Below are 18764 nucleotides of genomic sequence, written 5' to 3'. Positions count from 1 at the left end.
TTTCACCCGTCATTCTACTCGGCAAGAACCGTCATCGTGGTTTCATCGAGTTTAGGTCTGTTCGGTGGCAATTGCTCGCCCGTCATCACGAAATAAGCATTTTCGGCAATGTTGGTCACATGGTCGCCGATGCGCTCGAGGTTCTTCGCGCAGAACAGAAGATGCGTGCACGCCGTTATGTTGCGCGGATCTTCCATCATATAGGTCAGCAATTCGCGGAAGATCGCCGTGTATTTGACGTCAATCTTCTCGTCTTCGGCGCGAAGCGTGCGCAATGCATCCGGTTCGCGCGCGACATATTTGTCGATGACCAGCTTCACCTGATCCAGAACCAGCGCGGCCATGGAATCGATGCTGTGCGACAGGCTCTTCGGCGCCGCCGTCTGGCCGACCGCGCTGACGCGCTTTGCGATGTTCTTCGCGAGATCGCCGATGCGCTCCAGATCGCCGGCCATGCGGATCGCGCCGACGACAGCGCGAAGATCCTGCGCCATTGGCTGGCGCTTGGCGATAAGCGTTATCGCACGGTCATCGAGTTCGCGCTGTTTCGCATCCATGATCGCATCTTCGGAAACGACGCGCTGGCCGAGTGCGGAATCCGATGAAAGCAGCGCACGAATGGCGTCCGCGACCATCGAACCGGCATTGTCGCCCATTTCACGAATAAGGCGGTCGATCTGCTCAAGTTCTTCGTCAAAGGAGGTGACGGTATGTTCGCCCATGATCTGTCCTCGTATCCCAACCGTCAGCCGAAGCGGCCGGTGATGTAATCCTGCGTGCGCTTGTCGTCCGGGTTGGTGAACATCTTTTCGGTCGCACCCTCCTCGACCAGATAGCCGAGATGGAACATCGCCGTGCGCTGCGAAACGCGGGCTGCCTGCTGCATGGAGTGCGTGACGATGACGATCGTGTAGTTCTGGCGAAGTTCGTCGATCAACTCCTCGACGCGCGCAGTCGCAATCGGGTCGAGCGCCGAGCACGGCTCGTCCATCAGGATCACTTCCGGTGAAACGGCAATTGCGCGCGCAATGCAAAGGCGCTGCTGCTGGCCGCCCGAAAGCCCAGTACCTGGTTCCTGAAGCCGATCCTTCACCTCGTTGAACAGACCGGCCTTCTGCAGGCTGCTTTCAACGATCTTGTCCATCTCGGTTTTGTTCTTGGCCAGACCGTGAATGCGCGGTCCGTAAGCGACATTCTCATAGATCGACTTAGGAAACGGATTAGGCTTCTGGAACACCATGCCGACACGGGCGCGCAGTTCGACGACGTCGATCTTCTGCGTGTAGATGTCCTCGCCGTCCAGCGTGATCTTGCCTTCGACGCGGCAGCTTTCGATCGTGTCGTTCATGCGGTTGAGGCAGCGCAGGAAGGTGGACTTGCCGCAGCCGGACGGGCCGATAAGCGCCGTAACCTGCTTTTCGCGCACGTTCAGATCGACATCGAACAGAGCCTGTTTTTGACCATAGAAGACGCGAACCTTTTCGCCCTTCATTTTCAGTTGTTCGTTCGTCTCTGTCATTCGCTTACCCAGAACTGCTTCTTCTACTGCTTGTTCGGTCATTATGTTCATAATCCGTGCTCCTACCAGCGCCGTTCGAAACGGCGGCGAAGTATGATTGCAGTGATGTTCATTGCCGCGAGGAAAAGCAGCAGGATGATGATGGCTCCCGAGGTGCGCTCCACGAAGGCGCGCTCGGCCTCATTGGCCCACATGAATATCTGCACCGGAAGCGCTGTCGCCGGATCGAATGGCGTTGATGGGAAGTTGGCAACGAAGGCCACCATGCCGATCAACAGCAGCGGCGCGGTTTCGCCGAGCGCCTGTGCAAGGCCGATGATCGTGCCGGTCAGGATACCAGGTGCGGCCAAAGGCAGAACGTGATGAAACACCATCTGCATTTTCGATGCACCGACGCCAAGTGCGGCAGCACGGATCGACGGCGGCACGGCCTTGAGAGCGGAGCGCGTCGCGATGATAATCGTCGGCAGCGTCATAAGCGTCAGCACCAGACCGCCGACGATGGACGCGGATCGCGGTAGCCCGGCAAAATTTATGAAGACCGCCAATCCCAAAAGACCGAAGACGATGGAAGGCACGGCCGCGAGATTGTTGATGTTCACTTCGATCAGATCGGTGAAGCGGTTCTTCGGCGCGAATTCTTCCAGATAGATGGAAGCGGCAACGCCGATCGGCAGCGCCAGCACCAGCACGATAGCCATCATGTAGAGCGAACCGATGATCGCAACACCCATGCCGGACGTTTCCGGGCGGCTCGATGCGCCGAAGGTGAAGATACCCGTATTGAACTTCTCTACCATCGAACCGTCAGAGGTAAGCTGGTTCATCCAGGTCACCTGCTGGTCCTTGACCTTGCGGCGCGCTTCGTCGACGCGCAGATCGATCTGCCCCTTATGGGCGGAATCGACGTCGGCATTGGCCAGCACCCAGACATTCTGCGTCGTACTTATGATGGACGGGTCTTCGACCACCATGTCGCGAAGCTGCGTGCGAACCCCTTGCGAGATCATGCCGCCGAGCAGACGCGACTCCGCGCGGCTTGCGCCATCGAGATTGACGCCAAGCTTGGTCGCAAGCGCATCGCGGGCCAAAGTTGAATAATTCGCCATCTGCAGCACGGACGGATCGGTCGCACGTTCGTTCTTCGGATCGATCGTTTCCGCATTAAAGGTGATCGGAAGGCTGATCGACGTCTGCCAGAAAGCCGTGTGACCATCGCGCACGACGGTATAGAGCAGCGCCAGCAGGAAAAAGATGCCGAGCGCGATTGCGACGATGCCGTAGATCTTGAAGCGGCGCTCTGCAGCGTAGCGCTTCTTGATCCCGATATCCCGCCGCGGACGGGCAGCCGTGGTGCCGACGTCTTGGGTGGTGAGGTCGGTCATTCGTACTGCTCCCGGTATTTGCGGACGATGTAGAGTGCGAAGATGTTCATCGCGAGTGTGATGACGAAAAGCGTGATGCCGAGCGCGAAGGCGACGAGCGTCTGCGGCGAGGTGAATTCGAGGTCGCCCGTCAACTGGTTGACGATCTTGACCGTGATGGTGGTCATCGCGTCGCCGGGATTGATGCTGAGATTGGCGGCGACACCCGCCGCAAGCACCACGATCATCGTTTCACCGATAGCGCGCGATCCGGTCAGAAGGAGTGCGCCGACAATACCCGGAAGTGCTGCCGGAAGGATAACCCGCTTCATCGTTTCGGAGCGCGTTGCACCAAGACCCAGCGAGCCGTCATTCATGGCGCGCGGAACCGCGGTGATGATGTCGTCCGACAGCGAAGACACGAACGGGATCAGCATGATGCCCATGACAAGGCCCGCCGTCAGCACGCTCTGCGCGAGGATGAAGGGTTGCCCGCCATAAAGTGCTGCGCTCAGATCACGCAGGAACGGACCGACCGTAACCAGCGCGAAGAAACCGTAGACGATGGTCGGGATACCGGCCAGAAGTTCAAGCACCGGCTTGACGATACCGCGTACTCGTCGCGAAGCGTATTCGGCCATGTAGATTGCTGCGAAAAGGCCGATCGGCACGGCAAACAGCATCGCCACAAGCGCGATATAGAGCGTGCCTGCGAGAAGCGGAATGAGGCCGAACTGTCCCGCCGCGCCGCCCGAACCGGCTGCTGCAAAACGCGGATCCCACACCGTTCCGAAGAAGAAGGTCATCGGCGATACGGAATTGAAGAAAGAAATCGTCTGGAAAAGCATCGAAAGCACGATGCCAACCGTGGTCAGGATCGCGATGGTCGATGCCGCAAGCAAAGCCCACAATATGACACGCTCGACATTGTTGCGCGCGCGTGCCCGCAAAGCGATGCGGGAAAGGCCGTAGACGGCACCAGCCGCAGAAAGCAGAATTGCAATGATCGCCGCATACCGCGCCGACCCATCGGTCATCGCGTTATATTCCTTGGCGGCGGGGATCATATAATCCTCGCCATTGGCGGCAATCGCGACACCCTTGGAGCCGAGAACGCTGCGCAACTGCTCAAAGCCCTGATCGGCCTCGGCCAGTTCGGTGTTGTTCAAACGCCTAAGCCCGCCACCGATGCTCTTGATCATCCCGACGACAAGCGTCTGGTTGCTTTCCGGCATGGATTGAACGGTCTCAGGCAATCCGGACTTCAATGAAGTTTCGACGATCGTCGGGCTGGCGATTTTCCAGGCCGCGAAAAGAAAGAGCGCGGGCAGAACGGCGAGAACCAGAACGAATGCGCCGTGGTAGCCGGGCCTCGAATGCGGCTTCTCGCCACCAGCGGATTGCTGCGAAACGGCGCGCTGCCGCCCCAGAAGAAAGCCGACGATACCGATGGCCAGAATGATCAGTACGACAGAGAAGACGCTCATGAATATCGATTGCCCTGAAGGCGGCTAAATATCACCGCGGAACAGATTTGAAGAAGAGGGGCGCGGCCAGGCCGCGCCCCTCGACTTTCAATTACATGGTTTTGCCGGCTTCGAAAGCCTCGCGCTGAGCGTCACGCTCGGCATCGGGAGCAGCAACCAGGCCGTATTCGGCAAGCGGGCTCTCAGGGCCGACCATTTCGTCGGACAGGAAGAACTCGACATATTCCTTGAGGCCGGGGATGACGCCGACATGTGCCTTCTTTACGTAGAAGTACAGCGGGCGCGACACAGGATATTCGCCTGCGGCGATCGTCTCTACCGAAGGCTCAACGTCGCTCACGGTTGCGACCTTCAGCTTGTCTGCGTTGTTTTCGTAGAAGGCCAGGCCGAAGACGCCGACGCCGGTCTTGTTCGAATTGATGCGGGCAAGCGTTTCCGTGTAGTCGCCGTCGATGTCGACAGCCTTGCCGTCCTTGCGGACTGCGACGCAGGCAGCGTGAGCAGCCTTGTCGTCAGCGCCGGAAGCCTTGATCGCTTCGAGTGCGCCCGAAGCTTCGCAGCCGACGGCAAGAAGCTTTTCTTCGAAAACTTCACGTGTGCCGTGCTTTTCACCCGGAATGTAGGCGGCGATGTCCCAATCGGGAAGGTTCGGGTTTACTTCGTTCCACTTGGTAACGGTGTTGTTCACAAGCTTGCCGTCAACGACGACCTGTGCGGCCAGCGCCTTGTAGAGGTCTTCGGGAACCAGTTTCCAATCCGGGCCGGCAATGTCGGTTGCGAAGACGATGCCGTCATAACCGATCTGGACTTCCTGGATTTCAGTCACGCCATTGTCGGCGCAAGCCTTGACTTCGGATTCCTTGATCGGACGCGAGGAGTTCGCAATGTCGATGGTGTTTTCACCAACGCCCGAGCAGAATTCCTTGAGGCCGCCCGAAGAGCCGCCGGATTCGATGATCGGGGTTTTGAAGTTGCCGAAGGACTCGCCGAAATTCTCGGCAACGATCTTTGCATAAGGAAGCACGGTCGAAGAACCGGCAACCTGAATCTGGTCGCGGGCGGCGGCAAAGCCCGCCGAGCCGGCGAGCGTCAGCGCTGCAGCCGACACGGTTAGGAGGAATTTGTTCATGGGAGCCTGCTCCTGTTCGGATTTGGTAACTCGACGCCGTTTTTTCAGCGACGCGTAAGCCCATATCGCCGGTTTATTACAGTCTCATGACAGTTTCATGTCGGCTCAGTAACTTCGGAACGCCATACCGGAAGTCTTTCATCAGGCGCATTGCCAAACCCGTCCTGTGGCTTACATTTTCGGATATTGTCGATCGAAACACGGGCTTGGAAAAAAATGGCTTCTAAACAACCTATTGCGACTGCGCCCAAGGACGGTTCCCGCGTTCAGGTCTACTGGACCGATTTTGACGGGCAGGAAAACGAGTCCATCGCACGCTATCGCTCGCTTGAAAAGCTGAAGGCCGCTGGCAGTGAATGGGACGAGGCGGATGCCGGCTGGTGGACCTTTACCGACAGCAGCACCCAAAAGAAGATCGAGCCGCATTCATGGTCATCCGGCAAGGATGACGAAACCGAGGAAGACGCCTAGGCATCGGACAAAAAGTCACCAGTTTTCGGGACGCACGGCAATCTATTGACCGAGGCCGATGGAACATTGCTTCTGCAACACCTGCATGTTCAGCGCGTCGACCTCGCCTTTCAACTCGGAGATTTTGCCCTCGCGCTCCTTCGGTGAATTTATCATGCTCTGCGTCATGCCCGTGAACGCGACGCTGATTGCGTCGGCACGGTAGCGCTCCGACTGCGCGTCGGAAAGCAGCGCAAGTATTGTCACCTTCTTGTCCCGCTCGGATATGAGCAGCGAACAATCGAGTTCCGCAAACCGGTTGTCGGTCACCGGCTTGGCAGCAATCGCCCCCGGCGGCGTGGCGCAACCGGCAACAAAAACAGCGATGTAGGTAAAGAATGCCACAGGCATGATCATATGCATGGCGCAGCTATGCACGGAGTAAGTGGCGAAAGTTCGAACGGACCTGACAGATGGATCGGCCTTCGCAACCCCTGATTTTTTTCGAAAACATACAAGCTCTACCTACGGTATAGTTCGTCTATCGACATGAACACCCTGAATTCCCGCAGCATTTTTTGAATATGATTTGCAATCATGAATTGTACAATTTTCTACAATCCAAAAATTCGGCAATTCACTCCGGTAAAAAACTAAAAAATCTACTGCATTAATAATGATTATTGATGATAAAAAACAATAGTTTTATATTCTGGAATTTCCATCTAAATTGAATTTTCAAATATTAATGACTTAGAAATAGAATCAGCTATGGTTAGTGTGGGGGCTTTGGGGATTACCGGTTGGTGATCTGGGCAATTCGCGCTCAACTTCCAGCCGTAAGCTGGAGGATGTAATGAAACCATCAAACCTGACTTATGTCGCAGCGCTTCCGTTATTGTTTGTACTCTCGGGCACAGCGTATTCGCAGACAGCGACGACACAATTCAATGTACAGATCACAATCAACGCCGAATGCTTGATCAATTCAGCAGGGGATTTGACCTTTCCGGCAACAGGCGTGATCGACGCCGCCGTGGACGCGACCAGCGACATTGCAGTCCAATGCACCAACGGCACGGATTACGATCTCGGCCTGGATGCAGGCCAGGGCGCTGCGGCCACCGTTGCAACACGCCAAATGACCGGTCCCGGCGCCGAAACGGTTGATTATTCCCTTTATACAGACCCTGCCCGCTCGACCGTTTGGGGCAACACGGTCACGGTCGATACCGTCGCAGGCACAGGTACGGGCACCGAGCAGGTTTACACGGTCTACGGTCAGGTACCGACGCAGGACACACCTACACCCGGCACGTATAACGATATCATCACCGTCACTTTGACCTACTAAAAAAGGAGAAAACCATGCGCTCGCTCGTTTTTTCCTTCACTATTCTTGCCTCGTTTCTATTCGCAACGATTACCCACGCGACCTCGCTTCGCGTGGCACCCGTGGTGCTCGACCTTCGCACGCCTACAGCAAGCTCGACACTGCGCGTCTGGAACGATGCCAAAACGCCGGTTAACGTTCAGGTCCGCGTTTTCCGCTGGGCTCAGAAAGACGGTCAGGAGACTTATGTTCCCACAAAAGACGTCGTCGTCAGCCCGCCGATAACGACACTCCGTCCGGGCGGTGAAAATATCGTTCGTGTGGTGCGGACATCGAAACGTCCGGTAACGGGCGAGGAAAGCTACAGGCTGGTGGTCGATGAATTGCCGGGGGCCTCTCGCAAGAAATCAGGCACCGTTACTCTGGTGGTAAGACATTCGATCCCTCTGTTCTTCGCAAATCCCGAAGCGGCGGGGGCGGAACCTTCCTGGACCGTTCAGGCCCAGCGCGGCGGCGTGCTGGTAAGCGTGCGCAACACAGGATCGATGAGGCTGAAAGTTTCCAACCTTTCCATAAACAGCGGCGGTCGTGCGGTCGCAAAACGGGACGGTCTGGTGGGGTATGTGCTTGGCAATTCCAGCGCAAGCTGGTTCGTGCCGGGATCGGGGCGGGTTTCAGGTCGTAACGTAACGATAAGCGCTGATAGCGAAACGGGACGGTTCGATGCAAATGCGCGTCTTGTCGGCGGCTAGCATTCTAATTCTACTGTCATCCGGTTTCGTCTTTTCGTCGGTTAACAAAACACTTGCCCAGTTTCCGGATGCCACCTCGCCGCCTCCAGAAGATACTCCTTCATCGGGAGAACGTGCGCTGTTTCTGGAAGTATTCCTGAACGGCGAAAGCACGGAACTGATCGCCGAGTTCCGGCAGGATGCGAATGGCTCCTTCTTCATAGAGCCGCAGCAGCTTCGCAATGTCGGCATCGAAGCCCCGCAAGAGGCGATCGACGCGGATGGTCTAGTAGACGTCACGAAGCTCCCCGGCATTGCCTATGAATATGACGAGACAAGCCAGAGCATCCGCTTCAGTGCCGACTTCGACAGCCTCTCGACCCGTGTGATCGATGCACATGAGGCGTCGGAGGAAAAGGACGAAAGCGCCGTGCAGAATTCGCTCGGCGCGCTCGTGAATTACACGATCTATGCTAGCACGAATGGCGACAGGCTGGATGACATGTGGTCCTTCGAGGGGGTTTCGGGCCTTTTTGAAACGCGTGCATTCAGCGCGCTCGGCGTCGTTTCCAGCAGCTTCGTGGTGAACAGCTCACCCAATGAATATTACAAATCCACCCGGCTCGACACGACCTGGTCCTACTCTCACCCGGCGACGATGCTGACCTACCGCGCCGGCGACGTCATATCGGGCGGCCTGCCCTGGACACGGCCCGTGCGTCTCGGCGGCCTGCAGATCCAAAGAAACTTCGGTCTTCGCCCAGATCTCGTGACCATGCCCCTACCCGAGATTTCGGGATCGGCCGCCGTACCCTCCACGGTCGATGTCTATGTAAACGATGCACGCAGGCTGTCGCGCGAAGTACCGACCGGCCCCTTCCAGATCACCAACCTGCCGGTCGTCACCGGCAGCGGTGTTGCGCGCATCGTCGTGCGCGATGCGCTGGGCCGCGAGACAGTTTCGGAAAGCCCGTTCTTCGCATCGTCCGATCTGCTTGCGCCGGGACTGTGGGATTTTTCCGCCGAGGCCGGATTCGCCCGCCGGTTCTTTGGCACCGAGTCCAACGATTATGACAAGCGCATATTCGGATCGGCCACGGCACGCGTCGGCGTAAGCGACTGGACAACATTGGAAGCGCACGCCGAAGGCGGCGGCGGGCTGCTGAATGGCGGCGCGGGCATGGTTTTCGGCGTCGGCCCATACGGGCTTGGCACTGTCTCTGCCGCTGCCAGCACATATGAAAGCGAGACCGGGTTTCAGGTCGGCGGCAGCCTCGAAATGTCGCTGGGCGACGTCAATTTTTTCGCGAGAACACAGCGAACCTTCGGCCAGTACAATGATATTGCAGGCGTCACGGCATATACGCGCGACGACATTGCGCCCGAACTTCGCTGGTTCAGCTCCGCCCCGCCAAAAGCGCTCGACCAGATTTCGGTTTCCACGCCGCTTTACATCGATCCTGCCACATTGACCTTTACTTATACGAGGCTCGAAACGGCTGACGAGGAACGTGCGCAGACCCTGAGCCTGTCGCTCAATCGCCAGATCGGAAAGCGTGCATCCGTCTATGCGACCGCATTCAAGGATTTGGAGGACAGGGACTCGTTCGGTGCCTTTGCGGGCCTTTCCATTTCCTTCGGTGAACACATCAACGCCGCAACAAACGTGTCCCACAACAAAGATAGCACGGCGGTAACGGCAGATATTGCACGGTCGATGGGCGGTGAAATCGGCGACTATGGCTGGCGTATCCGCGATACGGAGGGCGCCTATGTCAACCGTGCCGCTTCCGGCAGTTACCGCACGCCGATTGCAAAACTCGAAGCCGGTGTTCAGCAATTCGAAAAAGACTTCCGCGTCAGCGGCCAGGTCGACGGTGCCGTGGCGATTGCTGGCGAAGGCGTCTTTTTCTCCAATCGCATCGACGAGGCTTTCGCTGTCGTTGATACGGGCGCGCCCGATGTCGAGGTCCAATACGAGAACCGGCCAGCCGGACGAACAAACCGATCCGGCAAATTGCTGATCCCCAATCTGCGCTCATACGAGCCCAACCGAATAACGATCTCGCCCGACAATCTGCCGCTCGACGCGACGATCTCCGGCACGCACGAAACCGCAGTCCCTGCAGACCGCAGCGGTGCCGTAGTCAAGTTTCAGGTCGAAACCCATTCGCAGGCCGCACTCATCTCCTTCCGTGACGAGGCAGGCGAATATCTGAGCGAAGGCTCGACGGGCAAAATCGCCGGAGCGTCGGAAAGCTTCATCGTCGGCTATGACGGGCAGGCCTACATCCCCGGCCTCGAAACTCGAAACCGTGTCGTGATCGAGCAGCCCGGCAAAGCCCCCTGCACTGCAGAATTCAGCTTCGAAGCCAGGGAAGGCGAACAGGTGCAGCTTCCCGACACCGTTTGCAGAACCGTGAATTGAGGCATGATATGATCCGAAAAATAGCGCTCGCCACGATCCCGATCCTTTTTGCGACCCTTTCGGCAAGCGCACAGACCTGCACATTCACCGTTTCGACGGTCAATTTCGGAGATGTGGACACACTTTCCGGCACGAATGTCGATACGACGGGCGTGGTTTCCACCACATGCAGCAACGGGCTTCTCACCAATCTTCGCGTTTGTCTGAATATAAATGCGGGCTCAGGCGGCGCCAGCGGATCGACGCGCAGAATGCTGGGCGCGTCCAACAACGTGCTGGAATACAATTTCTACCAGAACGCAGCTCGTTCCATACTGTGGGGCTCTCGTGAGCAAACTGCGCTCGGCACGCCTGTCTTTTTCGATTTCCTGCAATTGTTGCTGCCGGCAACGATAAACCGAACCATCTATGCCCGCGTGCCCGCAAACCAGCTTTCCGCCAGCCCCGGTTTGCATACATCGAGTTTTGCCGGCACTGGAGTCTCCTTCAACTATGTCAACTACGGGCTTCTGGCCACGCCGCCGCCGTGTTCCGCCGTCACGCAGAATACGACGCGGGCTACTTTCATTACGCAGGCGAATGTGAAAGCCAACTGCAAGGTCACGGCGCAGAACATAAACTTCGGACCGCATGGCGTCCTGGATACTGCGGTCGATGCTCCTGGCGGCCTGAGTCTCTCATGCACGGCCGGAACGAGTTACTCCATCGGCCTCAACAATGGTCAGACGGGAACAGCACCGACACAGCGCCGCATGACCCTCGGGAGCGAGGCCGTCATCTACGGTCTCTACAAGGATGCCAACCGATCGCAGCCCTGGGGAAACTCCGGCGGCACACTCGCATCCGGAACAGGAGCCGGATCGGCACAAAACATCCCCATTTACGGCAGGGTGCCAGCTCAACAGACCCCGTCGCCGGGCGTCTACAATGACACGGTCATCGTCACCGTTACTTACTGAAGCTTGCCGAGATTTGGCATGCCCAAGCTTTCAACCGGCGCATGGCAAACGAACAAAAGTCCAGATGCAGCCACGTATTGGCGATCAAGATACGCCGCATTTAATGCAGATCAAGCATAACGCTTTTCGTGCATGTCATAAGGCTCGATTGAGATCAATGCGTCCCCCATACTCTTGGAGTGGACCTTGATGTCGTAGCTGTTCTGCAAATTCATCCAGAACTCAGGGGAGGTCCCGAAAAACTTGGCCAGACGCAACGCAGTATCTGTGGTTACGGACGTCTGTTCGCTAGCTATACGTTCAATGCGAGTACGGGGAACCTCTATTGCCCTGGCAAGCGCACCAGCGCTCATACCTAATGGAATGAGATATTCTTCGCGAAGAATTTCACCAGGATGAATTGGCGGAAGAATCGAATTTTTCATAGCCGTTCCATCCTTCAATGATAATCTACCACTTCAACGCTTTCTGGTCCCGCTTCAGTCCAAACGAAACAGATGCGCCACTGGTCGTTTATTCTGATGGAATGTTGCCCTTTCCTGTCATTATGAAGGGCCTCCAATCGGTTCCCCGGTGGAGAACGTAAATCATCCAGGCAGGTTGCGTTTTCGAGTATCGTAAGCTTTCGCTGTGCTGTCCTTAAAATATCGGAAGGAAACCCCTTAGGCGCTTTTCCGCCCGCGACCGCTTCAGTTCGCTTGTCAGCATAACTTACAATCATTCTCCCCTCGCCAGAATGTATCATCGCATGATACATGACCTTTTTGCAAGGGAAATGTATCATCCCGCGATACATTTCAAAATCGAACCGCGCATCAATGTGCACGAGTGATCCGGCATATCAACGGCTCAATTGGGACACCATCGTTGGTCGCTAATAGCTAAGTTTTTGATTTTGTTGGTACGCCCAAGGGGAATCGAACCCCTGTTCCCGCCGTGAGAGGGCGGTGTCCTGACCGCTAGACGATGGGCGCGGAAGACAAGAGGCGATATAGGCGAGCATTCCTTAAAAGGCAACCGTGTTTCGCGGGCCGGACGTTCAACCTTTCGGTTCGATCAGATCCCAGAGATTGCCATAGAGATCGGCAAACACCGCAACGGTGCCATATGCCTCGCGGCGCGGTTCTTCCTTGAACGTCACGCCACGATTCACCATCGCCTGGTGGTCGCGCTCGAAATCGTCGGTTTCGAGAAAAAGGAAAACCCGTCCGCCGGTCTGGTTCCCGACGCGCGAAAGCTCGGCGTCATTTTTTGCTTCGGCCAGAAGCAGGCGAGCGCCGTGATCACCGGAAGGTCCAACCACCACCCAGCGTTTGCCCTCGCCGAGATCGACATCTGCATGCAGCACGAAACCGAGCTTTTCGACATACCAGTCGCGCGCTTCATCATAGTCGCGCACGACCAGGCAAACCGTCGCGATGCGTTGTGCGCTCACTATCGGGTGACCCGAACCTGCCCGATGACGCGACGCTCTGAAAAATCGTAGAGAAAGATCGTCCGGCTGCCATCCTGCAATTCCACGTCAAGCGTGATCCGCTTTCCAGAAAGCGATTGCGACACGATCCGTGATCCGGCAGGCAATGAAATTTCGCCTTCGACGATGTTCTGGCCATCCGGCGCTGGGATTTCGCTGCGTTCGACCGCTGGTGCCGAAGACGGAGCGCGTGTTTTGTAGACAAGCGCGCCAACGACCGCCATAAGGGCGACGAACAGCAGACCAAGATTGATGACGATAAATCGCACCAGCTTTCGGCGCACGCGCTCTACGGCCGGGTCGAGCGGCTTTTCTTCGTTTTCGTCGTCGAGGTTAGGCGATGTCATGGTCTCAAATCCGGTTCGAACGGCAAGGTGTAGAAAATGAATGATCCTGATACCGAACAGAATTCAGGATTGATAGTGCTGGAAGTGACACCGGACGCCGATGGTTTGAGGCTTGACCAGTGGCTTGCCGCAAAGCTTGCACCCGATTTTTCGCGCAACCGCATCCAGCAGCTCATCAAGCAGGGCGCGGTTCTCGTGGGCGATCAGCCCGCCGCCGAAACCAAGCGTCGCATCACCGCCGGTGAGCGCGTTTCCATCGAGTTGCCTGAAGCGGAGCCTGCCGAGCCGCAGGGCGAAAACATTCCGCTCAACATACTCTATGAAGACGACCAGTTGATCGTCCTCGACAAACCATCCGGTCTTGTCGTTCATCCGGGTGCCGGAAACTGGACCGGAACGCTCGTCAACGCGCTGATCCATCATTGCGGCGACAGCCTATCCGGCATTGGCGGCGTGAAGCGTCCCGGCATCGTGCACCGCCTGGACAAGGAAACCAGCGGCGTCATGGTCGTGGCCAAGACCGACCTTGCGCATCGCGTGCTTTCCGAAGCCTTTGCCGATCATGGCCGGACCGGCGATCTGGAACGCGCCTATGTGGCGCTCGTCTGGGGCATTCCCTCGCGCATGACCGGAACGATCGATGCAGCGCTTGGCCGCGCCACAGACCGGGTGCGCCGCGCCGTCGTCAACGAGAAGCGCGACGATGCCCGCCATGCGATCACGCATTTCACTGTGCTTGACCGCTATGGCGAAGGCCGCACGGACATTGCAACGGCGACGCTTGTCGAATGCCGTCTCGAAACCGGCCGCACCCACCAGATCCGCGTTCACATGGCTCATCTTGGCCACCCGCTGATCGGCGACCGCGAATATGGCCAGGCGTTCCGCACCAAGGCGAACCGTCTTCCCGAAAATGTGAAGACACTTGTTGAAGCATTCCCGAGACAGGCGCTGCATGCGCGACTTCTTGCATTCGAGCACCCCACAACCCACATTCATATGAGCTTTGAAGCCCCGCTTCCTGCCGACATGGCAGCTCTCGTGGCAGGTTTCGAAACAGTGAATACCTGACCGCCATTGTTCACTTTGACGTGACAGTCTGTTTCGCGCGGAACAGACCATGTTTTTCCCATATTTATCACTATATATATGCATGGTGCGGTTAGCGTGATGCGGCACACCACATGCCTGCCTTGATAAAGGGGGCAATTCTCTAGAAAGAGGGAGGGCGCTTTCATGGCCCAGTCACTACCAAGTATCGTCTCCGGCGAAGGCGGCCTCAGCCGCTACCTCGAAGAAATCCGTCGCTTTCCAATGCTCCAGCCGCAGGAAGAGTACATGCTCGCCAAGCGCTATCAGGAGCATGACGACACCGGTTCTGCGCACAAGCTGGTAACAAGCCATCTGCGTCTCGTCGCCAAGATCGCGATGGGCTATCGCGGCTATGGCCTGCCGATCGGCGAAGTCATTTCCGAAGGAAATGTCGGCTTGATGCAGGCCGTCAAGAAGTTCGAACCTGAGCGTGGTTTCCGCCTTGCCACATATGCAATGTGGTGGATCAAGGCCTCGATCCAGGAATACATCCTGCGTTCGTGGAGCCTTGTGAAGATGGGCACGACCGCCAATCAGAAGCGTCTGTTCTTCAACCTTCGCAAGGTGAAGAGCAAGATTCAGGCGCTCGACGATGGCGATCTGAAGCCGGATCAGATTGCGGAAATCGCAACCCGCCTCAATGTCAGCGAAGCTGAAGTGGTTTCGATGAACCGCCGCCTTTCGGGCGATGCGTCCCTCAATTCGCCGATCCGTGCGACAGAGGGCGAGTCCGGCGAATGGCAGGATTGGCTGGTAGATGACAGCGAAAGCCAGGAGCAGATGCTGATCGAGCAGGACGAGCTCGAAAACAGACGCTCCATGCTTTCGGGCGCAATGGCTGTCCTCAATGATCGCGAACGCCGTATCTTCGAGGCCCGTCGCCTCGCAGAAGATCCGTTGACGCTTGAAGAACTTTCAACCGAGTTCGACATCAGCCGCGAGCGCGTACGTCAGATCGAGGTTCGCGCTTTCGAAAAGGTGCAGGATGCTGTGAAGGCCGCCGCAAAGCAGCAGATGCAGTCGCTCCGCACCATCGAAGGTGTGCCCGCTTACTGATCCGTACGACGTATATGCCTACCAACACTCCTTCGGCGCTCCTCACCGTGCCGGAGGAGTTTTTTATGTTCGAAGATGAAGCGATCGGCGACGTTTTGGGCAAATACCCAGAGTCACATCCAAATACCCAGCGTCACATCAGAGCAGTTCCTGTTTTGATGGAAACGCTTGTGGGGCAGCACCCCCCTCTGCCCTGCCGGGCATCTCCCCCTCAAGTGGGGAGATTACCCTAACATGAAAGCTCGGTACCAATTGGTGACGTTGTAAAATGAAAGCCGGTACCGGCGTCAGCCAATCTCCACCCTTGAGGGGGAGATGCCCGGCAGGGCAGAGGGGGGTGCTGCCCCACAAGCGTTTCCATTTAAAAACTGAAGTGATCTGCTTAACAGCGCCGCGACCGGAATCGCAGTTGGCCTCGCTTTGGGTGCAAGCTTCGGCTACGCTCAAAACAGATAAAGATTCAGGCTTTTTTCACCAGAAGTTTGCCCGCAAGGTCTTCCATGCGCTGGGCCAGCGTTCCCAGAGCGCCGGTCAGCGCCGCATCGTTCTTGTCGGCCTTGAGAAGCGCGTCGTCGCGCGTCTTGCGGAGCGTGCCGATCTCGCTTTCCATGCCCTTGATGCGCTTTTCGATCTCGGCCAATTCATCCATGATCATGATGCCAGCCATGACGGTCAGGCGCTGATCGCCGATTTCTCCGAATGAATCCTTGAGATGCATGACGTAGCGGTCGAAGCGCTGCGCGAGTTCGATGAGATGCTCTTCCTGGCCCTCATCACAGGCCATGCGATAGGCTTTGCCGTCGATGGTGACTGTAACCTGTGCCATCTCGTCCACTCTACCTGTCCAGCACCGCTCGGATGGTTTCCATTGCCGTCACGAGACGGCGGGAAACCTCCTTGTTCGCCTCTTCGAGGCGTTCCGCACGAGCTTCCGAATTATCGAGTTCCTGGGCGAGCTTCGCGCGGTCGGCATTCATGCGCTGTACCTCGGCTTCGGCCTCGGTGTAATCCTGCTCGTGCTCGATCCGTGCGCCGACCGCATTTTCCAGCGAGTCGATCGCCTTCCCAAGACGGCCGATGACTTCTTTAAGTGTTATTTCCCCGGTCATGGCTTCCGTATCGAACTCCCGCCCATCAACCGAATCGCGCGCATTCAGAACACGTTATCCGTCGAACATTAGGCGCCGGGTTAAGGCTGCGTCAACAAAGCGCTTCGGCTTTCCCCTGCAATCTCTAAAACAGTGACTGTTTGCAGAGTCTGCAACATTCAAAAACCAACCTTTTGTTGACTCGCCTACTGTCCCTGCTATGTGTCCGGTGCTTTTCCAGAAACGGAAATTTGATCTCCATATTACGTGACCTTGAGAGGAAACATGCCCTCACGCGAAAAACACGATCGTATGGCCAACGCCATTCGTTTCCTTTCCATGGATGCCGTCGAAAAGGCCAATTCGGGTCACCCCGGATTGCCGATGGGCGCAGCCGACATTGCCACCGTTCTTTACACGCGCTTTTTGAAGCATGACCCGAAGAACCCGCATTGGCCGGACCGCGACCGTTTCGTGCTTTCCGCAGGCCACGGCTCGATGCTGCTCTACTCGTCGCTCTATCTGTCGGGCTACGAAGACATCACCATCGATGAGATCAAGAATTTCCGCCAGCTCGGCTCGAAAACCGCTGGCCACCCTGAATATGGCCACGCCGCAGGCATTGAAACGACGACCGGCCCGCTTGGCCAGGGTCTGGGCAATTCGGTCGGCATGGCGCTTGCCGAACGCATTCTCAATGCCCATTTCGGCGACGATCTGGTCGATCACCACACCTATGTTCTGGTCGGCGACGGCTGCCTCATGGAAGGCATCAGCCAGGAAGCGATTTCGCTGGCAGGCCATTTGAAGCTGAACAAGCTCATCGTCTTCTGGGACGACAACAACATCTCGATCGACGGCGCGATTTCGCTGGCCGACTCAACCGACCAGATTGCCCGTTTCAAGGCATCCGGCTGGAGCACTGCCGAAATCGACGGCCATGACCCGGAAGCGATTGCCGGAGCCATCGAGATTGCGCAGAAATCCGACCGCCCGACCCTGATCGCCTGCAAGACGACGATCGGTTTCGGTTCGCCGAAAAAGGCTGGTACCAACAAGGTCCACGGCTCGCCGCTCGGTGCGGAAGAAATCGAAGCGACCCGCAAGGCGCTCGGCTGGGAATACCCGGCATTCGAAGTTCCCTCCGATGTGCTCGACGCATGGCGTCTTGCTGGCCTGAGCTCGGCCAAGAAGCGTCTTGAGTGGGAAAAGCGTCTGGCCGCTGCCGATGCAAAGACCCGTTCGGAATTCGAACGCCGCGCCAGCGGTGAATTGCCCGGCGGCTTCGACGAAGCGATCGTCGAATACAAAAAGAAGCTTTCGGCAGACAAGCCTAAGGTCGCGACCCGCAAATCCTCGGAAATGGCGCTTGAAGTCATCAATGGCGTCGTTCCAGAAACCATTGGCGGTTCGGCCGATCTCTCCGGCTCGAACAACACCAAGACCAGCCAGACCAAGCCGATCACCCCGATCGACTATGATGGCCGCTACGTTCATTACGGCATCCGCGAACTCGGCATGGCCGCCGCGTTGAACGGCATGGCGCTGCATGGCGGCGTCATCCCATACTCCGGCACCTTCCTGTGCTTCTCGGATTACGCACGCCCGGCAATGCGTCTGGCATCCCTGATGGGCATCCGCTCCATCTTCGTCATGACCCATGATTCCATCGGTCTGGGCGAAGACGGCCCGACCCACCAGCCGGTCGAGCATCTGGCCGCTTTGCGCGCCATCCCGAACCATCTGGTGTTCCGTCCGGCAGACGCGGTGGAAGCCGCCGAATGCTGGCAGCTTGCGCTTGAATCGACAAAGTCGCCGTCGACGCTGGCTCTGACCCGTCAGAACCTGCCGACCGTGCGCACCGAGTTCACCGAGGAAAACCTCTCGAGCTACGGCGCATACGAACTGGCGACCGCGAATGGCGATGCACAGGTCACGATCTTCGCGACCGGTTCGGAAGTCGAGATCGCGCTCAACGCCCGCACGCTTCTCGAAGGCCACGGCCACCCGACGCGCGTCGTCTCGGTGCCTTCCTTCGAGCTGTTCAACCGCCAGAGCGAAAGCTATCAGGCAGCCGTCATCGGCAACGCGCCGGTCAAGCTCGCCATCGAAGCAGGCATCCGTCAGGGTTGGGACCATCTCATCGGCTCAGACGGCCTGTTCATCGGCATGAAGGGTTTTGGCGCAAGTGGTGAGATCGCAGACCTCTACAAGCATTTCGGCATAACCGCCGAAGCTGCTGCCGAGGCCGCCGAAGCCCGCCTGCACAAGAAGTCCTGATCCGCCCCGATTTGAAGCCCTATTTTT

General features: G+C 57.4%; 20 protein-coding genes and 1 tRNA gene. 8 read left to right on the top strand and 13 right to left on the bottom strand.

Annotated features, from left to right (window positions below; translation table 11 throughout):
* Positions 1 to 14: 14 nt before the first annotated feature.
* The 5 genes from phoU to ABFT80_RS03720 form a co-directional block, all read right to left on the bottom strand.
* Positions 15 to 722, bottom strand: a complete 708-nt coding sequence (gene phoU / locus ABFT80_RS03740) for a phosphate signaling complex protein PhoU (protein WP_347970496.1) — start codon at positions 720 to 722, stop codon at positions 15 to 17.
* 23 nt (positions 723 to 745) lie between these two features.
* Positions 746 to 1570 (bottom strand): phosphate ABC transporter ATP-binding protein PstB, encoded by an 825-nt coding sequence (gene pstB / locus ABFT80_RS03735; protein ID WP_347970495.1) that lies wholly within the window; start codon positions 1568 to 1570, stop codon positions 746 to 748.
* Between the two features lie 11 nt (positions 1571 to 1581).
* On the bottom strand, positions 1582 to 2904 hold the full coding sequence (gene pstA, locus ABFT80_RS03730; RefSeq protein ID WP_347970494.1) for a phosphate ABC transporter permease PstA: 1323 nt from the start codon (positions 2902 to 2904) through the stop codon (positions 1582 to 1584).
* Entirely contained in the window at positions 2901 to 4370 is a 1470-nt protein-coding gene (pstC, locus tag ABFT80_RS03725; RefSeq protein WP_347970493.1) for a phosphate ABC transporter permease subunit PstC, read from the bottom strand. Before pstC ends, pstA begins: the two co-directional genes overlap by 4 nt.
* A gap of 91 nt (positions 4371 to 4461) precedes the next feature.
* Complete coding sequence (locus ABFT80_RS03720; RefSeq protein WP_347970492.1) at positions 4462 to 5499, bottom strand: PstS family phosphate ABC transporter substrate-binding protein; 1038 nt, start codon at positions 5497 to 5499, stop codon at positions 4462 to 4464.
* Between the two features lie 216 nt (positions 5500 to 5715).
* Here ABFT80_RS03720 and ABFT80_RS03715 point away from each other — a divergent pair, with 216 nt between their 5' ends.
* Positions 5716 to 5970, top strand: a complete 255-nt coding sequence (locus tag ABFT80_RS03715) for a hypothetical protein (protein ID WP_347970491.1) — start codon at positions 5716 to 5718, stop codon at positions 5968 to 5970.
* A 42-nt stretch (positions 5971 to 6012) separates the two neighbouring features.
* Here ABFT80_RS03715 and ABFT80_RS03710 read toward each other — a convergent pair whose 3' ends face one another.
* On the bottom strand, positions 6013 to 6360 hold the full coding sequence (locus tag ABFT80_RS03710) for a hypothetical protein (protein WP_347970490.1): 348 nt from the start codon (positions 6358 to 6360) through the stop codon (positions 6013 to 6015).
* Between the two features lie 445 nt (positions 6361 to 6805).
* On the opposite strand from ABFT80_RS03710, the gene ABFT80_RS03705 reads away from it, so the two are divergent.
* Genes ABFT80_RS03705 through ABFT80_RS03690 form a run of 4 tightly spaced genes read left to right on the top strand, consistent with a single transcriptional unit; the run spans position 6806 to position 11400 of the window.
* The gene (locus ABFT80_RS03705; protein ID WP_347970489.1) at positions 6806 to 7303 is read left to right on the top strand and encodes a Csu type fimbrial protein; all 498 of its coding nucleotides are present in this window, start codon (positions 6806 to 6808) and stop codon (positions 7301 to 7303) included.
* 14 nt (positions 7304 to 7317) lie between these two features.
* Entirely contained in the window at positions 7318 to 8034 is a 717-nt protein-coding gene (locus tag ABFT80_RS03700; protein WP_347970488.1) for a fimbrial biogenesis chaperone, read from the top strand.
* Complete coding sequence (locus ABFT80_RS03695) at positions 8006 to 10441, top strand: fimbria/pilus outer membrane usher protein (protein ID WP_347970487.1); 2436 nt, start codon at positions 8006 to 8008, stop codon at positions 10439 to 10441. The genes ABFT80_RS03700 and ABFT80_RS03695 overlap by 29 nt, the downstream gene beginning before the upstream one ends.
* Positions 10442 to 10449: 8 nt before the next feature.
* Positions 10450 to 11400 (top strand): Csu type fimbrial protein, encoded by a 951-nt coding sequence (locus tag ABFT80_RS03690; protein ID WP_347970486.1) that lies wholly within the window; start codon positions 10450 to 10452, stop codon positions 11398 to 11400.
* 110 nt (positions 11401 to 11510) lie between these two features.
* On the opposite strand, the gene ABFT80_RS03685 is transcribed toward ABFT80_RS03690, so the two are convergent.
* From ABFT80_RS03685 to ABFT80_RS03665, 5 genes are all read right to left on the bottom strand, one after another.
* Entirely contained in the window at positions 11511 to 11825 is a 315-nt protein-coding gene (locus ABFT80_RS03685; RefSeq protein WP_347970485.1) for a HigA family addiction module antitoxin, read from the bottom strand.
* Positions 11826 to 11839: 14 nt separating this feature from the next.
* Entirely contained in the window at positions 11840 to 12121 is a 282-nt protein-coding gene (locus ABFT80_RS03680; protein ID WP_347970834.1) for a type II toxin-antitoxin system RelE/ParE family toxin, read from the bottom strand.
* A 178-nt stretch (positions 12122 to 12299) separates the two neighbouring features.
* Positions 12300 to 12374 (bottom strand) — tRNA-Glu (locus tag ABFT80_RS03675).
* Positions 12375 to 12439: 65 nt separating this feature from the next.
* Positions 12440 to 12835, bottom strand: a complete 396-nt coding sequence (locus ABFT80_RS03670) for a VOC family protein (protein ID WP_347970484.1) — start codon at positions 12833 to 12835, stop codon at positions 12440 to 12442.
* A complete protein-coding gene (locus ABFT80_RS03665; RefSeq protein ID WP_347970483.1) occupies positions 12835 to 13221 on the bottom strand; it encodes a fimbrial protein in 387 nt (128 codons plus the stop codon). Before ABFT80_RS03665 ends, ABFT80_RS03670 begins: the two co-directional genes overlap by 1 nt.
* Before the next feature lie 36 nt (positions 13222 to 13257).
* Here ABFT80_RS03665 and ABFT80_RS03660 point away from each other — a divergent pair, with 36 nt between their 5' ends.
* Both ABFT80_RS03660 and rpoH read left to right on the top strand, forming a co-directional pair.
* Positions 13258 to 14292, top strand: coding sequence for an RluA family pseudouridine synthase (locus ABFT80_RS03660; RefSeq protein WP_347970482.1), 1035 nt, complete (start codon positions 13258 to 13260; stop codon positions 14290 to 14292).
* A 165-nt stretch (positions 14293 to 14457) separates the two neighbouring features.
* Entirely contained in the window at positions 14458 to 15369 is a 912-nt protein-coding gene (rpoH, locus tag ABFT80_RS03655; RefSeq protein WP_347970481.1) for an RNA polymerase sigma factor RpoH, read from the top strand.
* A 460-nt stretch (positions 15370 to 15829) separates the two neighbouring features.
* On the opposite strand, the gene ABFT80_RS03650 is transcribed toward rpoH, so the two are convergent.
* On the bottom strand, positions 15830 to 16195 hold the full coding sequence (locus tag ABFT80_RS03650) for a cell division protein ZapA (protein WP_347970480.1): 366 nt from the start codon (positions 16193 to 16195) through the stop codon (positions 15830 to 15832).
* Positions 16196 to 16205: 10 nt separating this feature from the next.
* The gene (locus tag ABFT80_RS03645; protein WP_347970479.1) at positions 16206 to 16478 is read right to left on the bottom strand and encodes a DUF4164 domain-containing protein; all 273 of its coding nucleotides are present in this window, start codon (positions 16476 to 16478) and stop codon (positions 16206 to 16208) included.
* A 264-nt stretch (positions 16479 to 16742) separates the two neighbouring features.
* Between ABFT80_RS03645 and tkt the strand changes: the two genes are divergently transcribed.
* Positions 16743 to 18737, top strand: coding sequence for a transketolase (tkt, locus tag ABFT80_RS03640; protein ID WP_347970478.1), 1995 nt, complete (start codon positions 16743 to 16745; stop codon positions 18735 to 18737).
* Positions 18738 to 18764: the final 27 nt, after the last annotated feature.

It is taken from the genome of Foliimonas ilicis, assembly GCF_039939195.1.
Classification (GTDB): domain Bacteria; phylum Pseudomonadota; class Alphaproteobacteria; order Rhizobiales; family Rhizobiaceae; genus Foliimonas; species Foliimonas ilicis.
Note: the sequence above shows the minus strand (reverse complement) of the source record. Positions and strands in the feature narration are given on the sequence as shown.

Bases quoted from the DNA above. Each gene is read 5' to 3' on its own strand.
- ABFT80_RS03660 (WP_347970482.1), top strand. From the start codon at position 13,258: ATGAATGATCCTGATACCGAACAGAATTCAGGATTGATAGTGCTGGAA.
- ABFT80_RS03700 (WP_347970488.1), top strand. From the start codon at position 7,318: ATGCGCTCGCTCGTTTTTTCCTTCACTATTCTTGCCTCGTTTCTATTC.
- pstC (WP_347970493.1), bottom strand. From the start codon at position 4,370: ATGAGCGTCTTCTCTGTCGTACTGATCATTCTGGCCATCGGTATCGTC.
- ABFT80_RS03710 (WP_347970490.1), bottom strand. From the start codon at position 6,360: ATGCCTGTGGCATTCTTTACCTACATCGCTGTTTTTGTTGCCGGTTGC.
- ABFT80_RS03680 (WP_347970834.1), bottom strand. From the start codon at position 12,121: ATGATTGTAAGTTATGCTGACAAGCGAACTGAAGCGGTCGCGGGCGGA.
- ABFT80_RS03650 (WP_347970480.1), bottom strand. From the start codon at position 16,195: ATGGCACAGGTTACAGTCACCATCGACGGCAAAGCCTATCGCATGGCC.
- ABFT80_RS03705 (WP_347970489.1), top strand. From the start codon at position 6,806: ATGAAACCATCAAACCTGACTTATGTCGCAGCGCTTCCGTTATTGTTT.
- pstA (WP_347970494.1), bottom strand. From the start codon at position 2,904: ATGACCGACCTCACCACCCAAGACGTCGGCACCACGGCTGCCCGTCCG.
- ABFT80_RS03715 (WP_347970491.1), top strand. From the start codon at position 5,716: ATGGCTTCTAAACAACCTATTGCGACTGCGCCCAAGGACGGTTCCCGC.
- ABFT80_RS03720 (WP_347970492.1), bottom strand. From the start codon at position 5,499: ATGAACAAATTCCTCCTAACCGTGTCGGCTGCAGCGCTGACGCTCGCC.
- phoU (WP_347970496.1), bottom strand. From the start codon at position 722: ATGGGCGAACATACCGTCACCTCCTTTGACGAAGAACTTGAGCAGATC.
- rpoH (WP_347970481.1), top strand. From the start codon at position 14,458: ATGGCCCAGTCACTACCAAGTATCGTCTCCGGCGAAGGCGGCCTCAGC.
- ABFT80_RS03645 (WP_347970479.1), bottom strand. From the start codon at position 16,478: ATGACCGGGGAAATAACACTTAAAGAAGTCATCGGCCGTCTTGGGAAG.
- ABFT80_RS03665 (WP_347970483.1), bottom strand. From the start codon at position 13,221: ATGACATCGCCTAACCTCGACGACGAAAACGAAGAAAAGCCGCTCGAC.
- tkt (WP_347970478.1), top strand. From the start codon at position 16,743: ATGCCCTCACGCGAAAAACACGATCGTATGGCCAACGCCATTCGTTTC.
- ABFT80_RS03690 (WP_347970486.1), top strand. From the start codon at position 10,450: ATGATCCGAAAAATAGCGCTCGCCACGATCCCGATCCTTTTTGCGACC.
- ABFT80_RS03685 (WP_347970485.1), bottom strand. From the start codon at position 11,825: ATGAAAAATTCGATTCTTCCGCCAATTCATCCTGGTGAAATTCTTCGC.
- ABFT80_RS03695 (WP_347970487.1), top strand. From the start codon at position 8,006: ATGCAAATGCGCGTCTTGTCGGCGGCTAGCATTCTAATTCTACTGTCA.
- pstB (WP_347970495.1), bottom strand. From the start codon at position 1,570: ATGAACATAATGACCGAACAAGCAGTAGAAGAAGCAGTTCTGGGTAAG.